Origin of the sequence: Methylophilus sp. QUAN, assembly GCF_015354445.1 — a bacterium.
In the GTDB taxonomy this organism is placed as follows: Bacteria; Pseudomonadota; Gammaproteobacteria; order Burkholderiales; family Methylophilaceae; genus Methylophilus.
In genome coordinates this window covers 1,140,234-1,151,450 of the sequence record NZ_JADKYT010000001.1, presented here as the reverse complement: position 1 = coordinate 1,151,450, position 11,217 = coordinate 1,140,234, and the positions used below count along the sequence as shown (strand labels likewise).

Annotated in this window: 8 protein-coding genes; 4 read left to right on the top strand and 4 right to left on the bottom strand. The window is 51.7% G+C overall.

The window, feature by feature from the left end; translation table 11 throughout:
- Window positions 1-537 precede the first annotated feature (537 nt).
- Together INP79_RS05680 and INP79_RS05675 are read right to left on the bottom strand one after the other, a co-directional pair.
- Window positions 538-1,020: a dihydrofolate reductase gene (locus INP79_RS05680; protein ID WP_194753278.1), complete on the bottom strand. Its 483-nt coding sequence runs from the start codon at window positions 1,018-1,020 to the stop codon at window positions 538-540.
- 9 nt (window positions 1,021-1,029) lie between these two features.
- Window positions 1,030-1,569, bottom strand: a complete 540-nt coding sequence (locus INP79_RS05675) for a peroxiredoxin (protein WP_194753277.1) — start codon at window positions 1,567-1,569, stop codon at window positions 1,030-1,032.
- 150 nt (window positions 1,570-1,719) lie between these two features.
- Between INP79_RS05675 and INP79_RS05670 the strand changes: the two genes are divergently transcribed.
- Window positions 1,720-3,555 (top strand): tetratricopeptide repeat protein, encoded by a 1,836-nt coding sequence (locus tag INP79_RS05670; RefSeq protein WP_194753276.1) that lies wholly within the window; start codon window positions 1,720-1,722, stop codon window positions 3,553-3,555.
- Window positions 3,556-3,571: 16 nt separating this feature from the next.
- Here INP79_RS05670 and INP79_RS05665 read toward each other — a convergent pair whose 3' ends face one another.
- Window positions 3,572-4,402: an HDOD domain-containing protein gene (locus INP79_RS05665; RefSeq protein WP_194753275.1), complete on the bottom strand. Its 831-nt coding sequence runs from the start codon at window positions 4,400-4,402 to the stop codon at window positions 3,572-3,574.
- A gap of 233 nt (window positions 4,403-4,635) precedes the next feature.
- On the opposite strand from INP79_RS05665, the gene map reads away from it, so the two are divergent.
- Together map and INP79_RS05655 are read left to right on the top strand one after the other, a co-directional pair.
- On the top strand, window positions 4,636-5,430 hold the full coding sequence (gene map / locus INP79_RS05660) for a type I methionyl aminopeptidase (protein ID WP_194753274.1): 795 nt from the start codon (window positions 4,636-4,638) through the stop codon (window positions 5,428-5,430).
- An 11-nt stretch (window positions 5,431-5,441) separates the two neighbouring features.
- The gene (locus INP79_RS05655; RefSeq protein ID WP_194753273.1) at window positions 5,442-8,018 is read left to right on the top strand and encodes a [protein-PII] uridylyltransferase; all 2,577 of its coding nucleotides are present in this window, start codon (window positions 5,442-5,444) and stop codon (window positions 8,016-8,018) included.
- Window positions 8,019-8,021: 3 nt separating this feature from the next.
- Here the strand turns inward: INP79_RS05655 and INP79_RS05650 are convergent, their stop codons facing one another.
- The gene (locus INP79_RS05650) at window positions 8,022-8,294 is read right to left on the bottom strand and encodes a cupin domain-containing protein (RefSeq protein WP_194753272.1); all 273 of its coding nucleotides are present in this window, start codon (window positions 8,292-8,294) and stop codon (window positions 8,022-8,024) included.
- A gap of 315 nt (window positions 8,295-8,609) precedes the next feature.
- On the opposite strand from INP79_RS05650, the gene INP79_RS05645 reads away from it, so the two are divergent.
- Window positions 8,610-11,216, top strand: a complete 2,607-nt coding sequence (locus INP79_RS05645; protein WP_194753271.1) for an EAL domain-containing protein — start codon at window positions 8,610-8,612, stop codon at window positions 11,214-11,216.
- The last annotated feature ends 1 nt before the right edge of the window (window position 11,217 follow it).

Genomic DNA, 11,217 nt, shown 5'->3' with positions numbered 1-11,217 from the left:
GGCTCCCTTGCGTTGCTCAACAAAATAAGCCGGTCACGAAACTCGCCCTGACAAGCCACACACTTCGTGGCTTGTTGCGGAGCTCAGACAGTCGCTCCCTCTTCTCTTATTTTGTCTCCGCTACTCAGCGTGATGGTATGGGATTTATCTCACCAAACTCACATTGTGAAAATCTGAACGGTTCAAAAAAACAGATTCGTTTCTTAAAATCACTAACCGTTGCGCTCACTTGGTGTTCGGGGTCCCCATCTGCCGCGCCGAGCAACGCAGGATTGGCGGGAGTTCTCGGCCATCGGCTGTCCGAGTTCCGCAGCAAGCCACGAAGTGTGTGGCTTGTCAGGGCGAGTTTCGATGGACGCCCGGCAATTCGAGTAGCGCAAGGAAGAAGCGGAAGCTGGGGTGCACTTTCTTTTGGTTACTTATTCTTTGTGCAAGCAAAGAAAAGTAACTCGCCGAAAAGGCGAAAAGCTATGTATCAACACTCCCATTAAAGAATGACTTTCCTAAGACTATCTCTATCTGGTCAAATCATCTCAATCAGCGGCGCTGATAAACCATATCACTATAATGCAAGCCATTCACCGAGGTATGCCCCTCCTCGCTCATCAACACCCAATCATGCATCTCCATCTCAGGGAAAAACGCATCGCCGCCGACATGCGCATACACACGCGTGATGTATAGCCGCGTGACATAAGGCAAACCTTGCGCATACATCTCTGCACCACCAATCAAAAACGGCTCATTATCCCCTGCGCACACTGCCAGTGCTTGCGGCAACGAGTGCACCACTTTGGCACCTTCAACGGCATACTCCGTATCGCGCGTCACAATCACCGTGGTGCGTCCTGGCAGCAAGCGCCCCAGCGACTCATAGGTTTTACGGCCCATGATGATATGGTGGCCCATGGTGAGTTGTTTGAAGCGTTTGAGGTCTTCTGGCAAGTGCCAGGGCAATTGGTTGTTGTGGCCAATCACCCGGTTGTCGGCGTGGGCAACGATGAGGGAAAGTGCTTGCATAGAGATCTCTTAAAAAGCGGATAAGCGTTTGAGGTCATCAATAATGGCCTGGCTATGACCGTCTGGATTGACGTTGCTGTAGGTCTGCGCAATCATGCCTTGCGGGTCAATGATAAAGGTCATGCGTTTGGCGGCCTGCAATATGCCGAGATTTAACAAAGCGCCATAGGCATCTGCTACCTGGCCATTGGTGTCGGCCAGTAATGGGAACGATAAACGGTGTTTTTGTGCAAAGTCAGCATGGCTGGCGACGCTGTCTACACTCACGCCAACAACCTCTGCCCCAAGGGCATGGATTTGCTGGATATCGTCGCGAAAATGACAGGCTTCGCGCGTGCAACCCGGCGTGTCATCCCTGGGGTAAAAATACAGGATCAGCCATTTGCCTTGCCAGTCTGCCAGGCGGCGTGTATGGCCTTGCGCATCCGGCAACTTGAAATCGGGGGCTTTCATGCCAACACTGACGCGGTTCGAGGGCTGTTGATACTGGCGATAACCCCAAATGGCCAGCCATAATACCAGTCCGTACATGATCAGTTTGATGAGCATTGCTTGATTTCCCCTGTAGACGTGAAGTGACTTTAAAGTGGGCCTGATGACCGTTTGGCCGTTGACGCTTTAAGCTGCTTATTGTACCTTAATCCGCCATCTGTCATTTTAAGGTCATACGCAAACGTTTGAAGTGTTGCAGTCTCTCCCATGAATAATGAAGCCATTGCAAAACTGCTCAAACTGATTGCCGATGACCCGTCGCGCTGGGATGCCTACCAGAAGCTGGCTGGCCTGATGTTAAAAAATCAGGAGTTTCATGCCGCCGAGCAGTATTTACTGCAGGCGATCAGCCTGCAGCCCAACATACTTGAGCTGCATGTGCAACTGGCTAACCTGCATATGCGCACGCAGCAATTTAAAGCCGCGCACGAATGTTATAAAAAAGCGATTGCCCTAGATGCCAAACAGGCGCAACTGTATTACCTGGATGCCCGTGCGCTGAAAAACATGGGGCGCACGCAAGAGGCGATTTTGCGCCTGCGCACCGCGACCAAATTCGACCCACAGCAATCGCAGGCATTCAGCGAATGTGTAGACCTGATGCTGCAAGCGCAACAGCCAGAACAAGCGGCCAATATGCTCAGGCAAGCGGTGGCTGCGCATCCCGAACATGCGCACTTTCACTACCGCCTGGGCGTGTTATGCCAGCAATTACAGGCGACCGATGAAGCCCTGCAATGCATGCAACAGGCCATCAATATCCAGCCGGACTTTGCTGAGGCTTACCACCAACGCGCCCTGATGTTGCAACTCCAGGGGCAAACACAAGCCGCGCTGGACAGCTTTAACGGTGCCATTCACTATCAACCCAATTTGCCGGTGCCGTATAACAACCGCGGGGTGGTGCTCTGCCAGCTCGGCCAATATCCGGCAGCCATTGCCGATTTCAGGCAGGCGCTGCAACTCAACCCTGGCTACGCCTCGGCCTATTGCAACCTGGGGCTTGCGCTGTATGAGAACGGCGACACCGACGAGGCATACTCCTGCCTCAGCACGGCCCTGCAACATGCGCCGCAGCACGCACAAGCCCGTTACTACCTGAGCATGCTCAAGCTGGCCAGAGGCGAATATGAAGACGGTTGGCCAATGTATGGCTCGCGTTTTCAGCTATTGCCAGACCCGCAACGGCCGGACCCGGGCTTATTGTGGCGTGAATCCGGCTCGCTGGTCGGCAAAACCATCCTCATCCAGGCTGAGCAAACACTGAGCGATACCTTGCAGTATTGCCGCTATATTCCGCTCATTAAAGCCTTTAAGCCCAACCAGATGATTGTTGCGGTACCCGAGGCTTTGTTTGATTTAATGAATGCCCTTTGGGCACAAGATGCAGGCATTTTGGTGATTCGCCAGGACGGACGACCACTGCCGCATTTTGATGTGCATTGCCCCATGCTGAGTTTGCCCTCTGCGTTTAACACACGACTGGACACGATTCCATCCAGCTTGCCCTATCTGCAGATTGCTGACCGGCACCAGTTGCCCTGGCAGCAGCTGTTAGGCCCCGCGCGCCGGTTGCGTATCGGCCTCAACTGGTGCGGGGATGCAGACAACAAATATGACCGTTTACGCAGCATTCCGCTCTACGTGATGGCACCGCTGCTGCAAATGGAAGTCGAATGGCATAGCATGCAAAAGGAGTTCCGCCGTGAAGACCACATCATGCTCAAGCGCTTCCCCATGCTGGAATGCCACCATCCGGCCCTGACAGACTTGACGGAAACTGCCGGACTGATCATGCAAATGGACCTGGTGATTTCAGTTGATACCGCCGTCGCCCATCTGGCAGCAGCATTAGGCAAAACAGTCTGGTTATTGCTGCCGCACCAGGCGCATTTCCGCTGGTTGCAACATCGGCAAGATAGCCCGTGGTATCCGGGCATGAGGCTATTCAGACAAGAGGCTGAAGAGCCTTGGGAAAATGTGATTGACCAGGTACACCAGGCGATTACCGACCTGTTGGCAAACCGGCCTGGCGAAACCTGAGCAATATTTTAAGGGACTAGTGCGGCACGCCGACAATATGCATCACGCGTTCCACATCCACATGCAGTAACTGGGCGATATCCTTATAATCGTCCGGCAAAGCCGCGTTATGCCAGCCCTCGGCAGAATGCCGGGCCAGATTCACCGCTAACTGTACATTGCGCACACGAGGCAAATGGGCACGCTGCTCATCCATGAGGTCGGTCAACAATGATGGCAGATTAAACACCCTGACCAGCTCGGCCTGTAATTCCACCACACGGAAACCAAGCACTTCCTGCTGTACGACACGACTGCGCAAGGTCTTATCGGCAGCCTGGCGCTTGCTGATCTCAGCCATGGCCTCCGGGTTAAAACACCACATCAACATTTCGGCAAAATCATATAATGAAGCCGCCACGCGCAGCTCTTCTGCGTGCAAATCCATCAGGTGTGAGGCAAATTCCGCCGCAAAATAACCGGCACGGTGGGCACGTATCATCAGTTTCAGCAAATCCACCAGGGCTGGCACATGCTGGTTTAATACATCTTCGACATGCGGCACAGCAGGAATCTCGGCAAAGAAAGTACTGGTGCCCATCATAATAATTGCCTGCTCGACCTGCACCAGGTCTTGCAACTGATGACGGCTACGATGATTGTTGGCATAAGTCAGCACTTTGAACATCATGAGCGGGTCATTGATGACCACGCGGGTAATGTCACGCGCACCCGTATCGTCTTCATGTTCACGCAGCGCAGCCAACTCTCTGGCGGTTTGCCGTAATACCGGGATATCGGCCTGTTTAAAAAAGGCCACCCAGTCATTCACAGTCCGGTGTTGCCTTGCTTCGGTGAGTGTCACCATGTATTCGCTCCAGCTTGATTATGCGCCCGAGTATAAAACATTGGCACCGCATGCGATGTTGCAATCAATCACACAAATCAGCGCCTGTTTCTTTTTAGGGTATATCTGTTTTAACGCCACAAAAGGCGTGTTTCTTTAGTCATGACTGATAAATGCCTATGTTAGAATGACATTTTAGTTATTGATTCCCAAGCCAGATTTTGAAAAATCTGGTTTTGTAAGGTCATCAGCATATGGCAATCATTCTGCACACCCCCGAAGACATCGAAAAAATGCGCATCGCCGGTCGCCTGGCCTCAGAGGTACTGGACTACATCACGCCGTTTGTCGTGGCTGGCGTCACCACCAACAAGCTGGACCAGTTATGCCATGACTATATCGTCAATGTGCAACAGGCGATTCCCGCACCGCTTAATTATGCGCCAGATGGCCATACGCCTTATCCCAAGTCTATTTGCACTTCAATCAACCAGCAAATTTGCCACGGCGTGCCCAGCGAAAAAGAGCTGAAAAATGGTGATATCGTCAATCTCGATATTACCGTGATCAAAGATGGTTATCACGGCGACACCTCGCGCATGTTTATGGTCGGCAGCGTCACGCCACAGGCAAAACGCCTGTGCGAACTGACCTACCAGGCCATGTGGCGTGGCATTGAAAAAGTGAAACCTGGCAATACGCTTGGCGATATCGGCTACGCCATTCAATCGTTTGCCGAAAAAAATGGCTACAGCATCGTGCGTGAATTTTGCGGGCATGGCATAGGCAAAAAATTCCATTGTGAACCACAAGTGCTGCATTACGGCAGGCCAGGCGCTGGCCTGCCGCTCAAGGCAGGCATGATCTTCACGATTGAGCCCATGATTAATGCCGGTCGTCGCGACATTAAATTCATGTCCGATGGCTGGACAGTGGTCACCAAAGACCGCAGTTTGTCAGCCCAATGGGAGCATACGGTACTGGTCACCGAAGAGGGTTTTGAAATCATGACGCTATCTGCCGGTACGCCGCCGCGCCCCGTTCTCTAGGCGACAGGATCATGATGGTGATTGCCAAAGAACAACTCAAGCACTGGCGGGAGTCGTTACAACTGGCACGCCAGCAGATGGCCGACGCTTACCTGGCGAATCCGCAAGCCAAAATACTGCTACAGCAACACACCCGTGTGCTTGACCAACTGCTTAAAGACCTCTGGCGCAGTTATGAACTGCCACCGACCGCCAGCCTGATTGCCGTCGGCGGTTATGGCCGGGGCGATATGTTCCCGCACTCAGACATCGACCTGCTGATTCTGATGCCTGAAAACAGTGACAGCGCCTTGCAAGCGACTGTCGAATCCCTGATCGGCACTTTATGGGACATTGGCCTCAACATAGGCCACAGCGTGCGTACCTTACAAGAGTGCCTGGACGAAGCCAAGCTCGACGTCACCATCATGACCAACCTGCTGGAAGCACGTTGGCTCACCGGTGACAAAACCAGTTTTAAAAGCCTCACGCACACATTACACGCAGAACTAGACAGTGCCCGTTTTTTTGCCGAGAAACTGCGTGAACAACAAATCCGTCACGCCAAGTTTCACGACACCGCCTACAACCTGGAGCCTAATATCAAGGAAAGCCCAGGCGGGCTGCGTGACTTGCATATGGTGTTATGGATAGCCCAAAGCCAGGGCTTGGGTCATGACTGGAATGCCCTGGTGCAAGCTGGCCTGCTTAACCGCAGCCAGGCCAGCCAACTCAAGCGCCATGAACGCCTGCTGCAAAACCTGCGTATCCGCCTGCACCTACTGTCCAAACGCCGCGAAGATCGCCTGGTATTTGACTTTCAAAATACGCTGGCCGAACAAATGGGTTATCAAACCACACCGCAAAAACGTGCCAGCGAACAATTAATGCAAGGCTTTTACCGTAGTGCCAGGGCCGTCATCATTGAAAATGAAGTGCTGCTCAAACTGATGCATGCCCGCGTCAGCCCTGCCACAGAAGCACCCAGCGTCCTTGACCAGGACTTTATGCTATCACAAGGCCTGCTGAGCGCGCAGACTGAAGATCTTTTTCAGCGCAAACCAGAAGCCATCCTGCGCTGCTTCCAGCTACTACAACAGCACCCCGCCATTACCGGGTTCAGTGCGCCGCTGGTCCGGGCGTTACAAACAGCCCAGCCACTGATTGATCGTCAATTCAGGCAGAATGCTGCACACAAAGCTCTGTTCCTGCAGATACTGCAAAGCCGTGAAGGCGTGCACCGCAGCCTTCGCCGCATGAACCGTTATGGCATCCTTGGGCGTTATATCCCGGTGTTTGGCCGCGTCATTGCGCAAATGCAGCACGACCTGTTTCATGTCTACACGGTAGATGAACACACCTTAAATGTGTTGCGCAATTTGCGCCGTTTTGCCAAGCCAGACCTGCGCCATGAGTTTCCGCTATGCAGCCAGCTGTTTAATGAATTTAGCCAGCCGCATTTACTCTACCTGGCCGCGATTTTTCACGATATTGCCAAAGGCCGTGGCGGCGATCACTCACAGCTAGGCACCATTGATGCCAGACGATTTTGCCAAACACTGGGCTTGCCCAAAGCGGATACCGATCTGGTCGCCTGGCTGGTTGAAGCACATTTGAAATTATCGAGTACGGCACAGAAAAGCGACTTATCAGACCCGGATGTGATTGAAGCATTTGCGCAACTGGTGGGCTCTGAATACCGCCTGACCGCTTTATATTTATTAACCGTGGCAGACATTCGCGGCACAAGCCCCAACGTGTGGAACGCCTGGAAAGCCAAGCTACTGGAAAGCCTGTTTTTGCAGACACGCCGCGTGTTGCAGCAATCACTTAACACCGAAGCCCAATTGCGCTTGCGCAAGCAAGAGGTATTGCACAAACTCAGCAGCTTCAACCTGAAAGAGGCTTCTGTGCAACCGTTATGGCAAGCCTTTGGCACGGGTTATTTCAGCCGTTTTGAGAGTGACGAGATTGCCTGGCAGAGCCGCTTGCTGATCCCGCACCTGCGTTCGGAAAAACCGATTGTACGCGCGCGTCTGAGCCCCAAGGGTGACGGCATACAGGTCATGATTTACAGCCGCGACCAGAAAGAGATTTTTGCCCGCATCTGCCACTTTTTTGACAGCATGCAATACAACATTGTGCAGGCTAAGATTTACACCACTGCGCATGGCTACGCGCTGGATAACTTTATTGTGCTGGAACCGGAAACCCGCCAGATCAGTTATAACGGCCTGCTCAAACACATAGAACAGGGCCTGAACGACCAGTTGCTCAGTGCGCAGGCGATCCCTACGCCTATACGCGGACGCGTCAGCCGCCAGGTCAAGCACATGCCGATTCCAACCCAGGTCAACCTGCGCCCAGTCGCTCACCAGTTGGAGACCTCGGCAGTGTTCCAGCAACTGGATGTGGTTGCCAATGACAGGCCAGGCCTGCTGGCTAGCATGGCACTGGTGTTTCTCACGCATGGTATTGAATTACATAACGCCAAAATCAATACGCTGGGTAACCGCGTAGAAGACAGTTTCCTGATCTCATCATGCAATGGTCAGGCCATGGACGACACGCAAACCGACGCACTCAAGCAGGCGCTGTCTGCACTTTAAACACTACTCAAAATGATAGTGTTTGCGTAGCGGCTTTTTGACTTCCCAGACACAATCCAGGCCGCTGGCGAAGGTGACCAGGTCACCGGCTGCAAAGTTCACCGGCGCACCATCTTTAGGGGTGACAGTGACCTCCCCTTCAATAATGTAAGCAATCTCAGTGCTGCTGTATTGCCATGTAAACGTCGACACGTCTTTCGACCAGGTTGGCCATTGCTTCACCCCCAAGGCGGCCAAGGTCACCGCACTGGGCTTTTCTACTTTGATCTGGCTCATCGCAACTCCTTTGTCATGGCGTCAAAAAACCAGGCGATGCTAAAAAAGCATCCTGTTTACAATAACATGCATGCGTTATTTTTGCGGATTCTGTCTCACAGTTCAATCTTTTTCAGTGATATTTGCATGTCAGCGCAAGGCACTGTTTCTTATCAAATCTTTTCATACCCACGCCTTGATCGACATTGATTATGCGATTTTTAAGGCACATAATGACATTAACATACGTAAAGAAATTCCTGTTTCTTGCCGAAAAAGAATAAAGACGTGTGTCATGCCATACAAAAATGACTACGAACAGTATTGGGGGTAGTTATGATCAATCAGCTAGCTGGGGCATTGCCCAAATATTCCGTCCTCGACGACATCGATGTGCCAGAGAAAGTGCTGCAAAGCTGGCAAATCACCACAGACTTGCTTGCCTATATTGCCCATATTCCGGCCGCACTCATCATGCGTGCGCATGCGGAAGAAATTGAGGTATTTGTTGCCAGCCATAGCGAAGGCAATGTCTATCATCAAGGGGAGCATGCCCGTTTAAATACTGGCCTCTATTGCGAAAATGTCATCAGCAATCGCCAAGCCCTATTAATTCCGAATGCATTGACCAGCCCGGGCTGGGAACAGAATCCTGATGTTGCCCTGGGCATGATTTCCTATTACGGATTACCGCTCAACTGGCCGAATGGCGAGGTGTTTGGCACGATTTGCATCCTGGATAACAAAGAGCATCACTATGACCACCTAGTGATAGATCTGCTTGGGCAGTTCCGCGACAGCATCCAGCTCAGCCTCTACCATATTTACCACTCCAGCGTGGCTACCGAGCAAAGAGACCAGGCCAGGGAAGCCCTGCGGGATAGCGAGGCCTTATTCCGGGCGGTGTTTGAACACGCTGCGATTGGCATTGCACAAGTGGATTTATCTGGCCGCTTTTTGCAAATCAACCGCGAATTTTGCCGCATCATCGGTTATAGCCAGGACGACATCCTGTCACAGCACATGACTTACCAGCAAATTACGCTGCCTGATGACCTGATCAAGGAAGCGGAAACGATTGCTCGCTTGTTAAACGGTGACATTGACCAATATATTGTAGAGAAACGCTACCTGCACAAAATGGGGCAAGTGGTGTGGGTGAATCTGTCAGTGCATTTATTACGTGATGATCAACAGCAACCTCTGTATTACATCAGCGCGGTGCAAGACATCAGCGAAAGAAAACTGGCAGAAGAAGAGCTGAAGCTGGCGGGCCTGGTCTATAACAACAGTAGTGAGGCGATGGCCATCACAGATGCCTATGGTGCGGTTTTGGCGATCAACCCCGCATTTACTAAAATGACGGGCTATGCGCTGGAGGAAATCAAGGGGCAATCCATCACCCTCTTGCGCTCCGATCAGCACGATGCCCCTTTTTATGCCGCGCAAAGCCAGGCCATTCAGGCCCGTGGGCAATGGCAAGGTGAAGTCTGGAGCAAACGTAAGAATGGCGCTATTTTCCCCACCTGGCTCACGATCAACACGTCTTACCAGGCAGACGGTACGGTGCATAGGCGCGTCGGCCTGTTTTCTGATATCTCAGCGATCAAAGAAGCAGAGGCGCTGATACTCAAGCAGGCCAATTTTGACCAATTAACCAAGCTGCCTAACCGGCAACTATTTCAGGACAGACTGGAACAAACCCTCAAACTGACGCAACGGGAACACCAGAAATGCGCCCTGCTGTTTATCGACCTCGACCGCTTTAAAGAGATTAATGATACGCACGGCCACAATGTCGGCGACACTTTGCTGATTGAAGCCGCTGCCCGCATCGTTGCTTGTGTGCGCAAATCCGATACCGTCGCCCGCCTCGGTGGCGATGAGTTCACCGTGATTCTGAGTGATACCCACGACAATATGATGATTGCGCATATTGCACAGAATATTATTGATCACTTGTCTGAACCGTTTATCACCGCGAAAAAAGAGGCATTTATCTCAGCCAGCATCGGCATTGCCATTTACCCTGAAGACGCTACCGATGCACAAGAGCTGCTCAAAGTCGCAGACCAGGCCATGTATGTGGCCAAAAATGCCGGGCGTGGCTGTTACCGTTTTTTCACCAAGCTCATGCAGCAGGAATCCGATTTTCGTATCCGTCTGTCTACCGATTTACGGCAGGCACTGCCACTCAAACAATTCTCCGTGCACTATCAACCGATAATTGAGCTATCCAGCGGCCGCATCAATAAAGCAGAAGCCTTGCTGCGCTGGAAACATCCGGAGCTAGGGTATATCAGCCCTGATATTTTCATCCCCATTTGTGAACACTACGGCACCATTCATGAGATTGGTAACTGGGTATTTATTGAAGCCGTTAAGCAAGGCGCCAGGTTTAAACAACTGCTGGGACGTGACTTTGAAATTGCCGTCAATAAATCGCCAGTGCAATTTAAGACGAATGAAGAAATGATGCATAGCTGGATCAACCTGCTGGACCACATTCATTTCCCAACCAAGTGCGTAGTGATTGAAATTACCGAGGGCGTGCTGATGGATGTGGTCGGCAATATTGAAGAAAAGCTGACGGGATTTCACAATGCCGGCATGCATATTGCCATTGATGATTTTGGCACCGGCTATTCGTCACTGTCATACCTGAAAAAATTCAACGTAGACTATTTGAAAATTGATCGCTCGTTCACGGCCAACCTGGCACCAGATTCCAGCGAGCTCGCGATTTGTGAAGCGATTATTGAAATGGCGCATAAACTCAACATTAAAGTCATCGCGGAAGGCATAGAAACGGAAACACAACTGCATTTACTGAAAGAAATACATTGTGACTTTGGGCAAGGCTACTTGTTCGCCAAACCGATGCCAGCAGCTGACTTTGAACACATGCTGCTGACACAATACTCCCCGCAGCCACCCAATTAAA

What these genes read in the sequence shown, in the direction of transcription:
- INP79_RS05665 (WP_194753275.1), bottom strand. Translation starts at nt 4,402, where the DNA reads ATGGTGACACTCACCGAAGCAAGGCAACACCGGACTGTGAATGACTGG.
- INP79_RS05680 (WP_194753278.1), bottom strand. Translation starts at nt 1,020, where the DNA reads ATGCAAGCACTTTCCCTCATCGTTGCCCACGCCGACAACCGGGTGATT.
- INP79_RS05655 (WP_194753273.1), top strand. Translation starts at nt 5,442, where the DNA reads ATGATGGTGATTGCCAAAGAACAACTCAAGCACTGGCGGGAGTCGTTA.
- INP79_RS05675 (WP_194753277.1), bottom strand. Translation starts at nt 1,569, where the DNA reads ATGCTCATCAAACTGATCATGTACGGACTGGTATTATGGCTGGCCATT.
- INP79_RS05645 (WP_194753271.1), top strand. Translation starts at nt 8,610, where the DNA reads ATGATCAATCAGCTAGCTGGGGCATTGCCCAAATATTCCGTCCTCGAC.
- INP79_RS05670 (WP_194753276.1), top strand. Translation starts at nt 1,720, where the DNA reads ATGAATAATGAAGCCATTGCAAAACTGCTCAAACTGATTGCCGATGAC.
- INP79_RS05650 (WP_194753272.1), bottom strand. Translation starts at nt 8,294, where the DNA reads ATGAGCCAGATCAAAGTAGAAAAGCCCAGTGCGGTGACCTTGGCCGCC.
- map (WP_194753274.1), top strand. Translation starts at nt 4,636, where the DNA reads ATGGCAATCATTCTGCACACCCCCGAAGACATCGAAAAAATGCGCATC.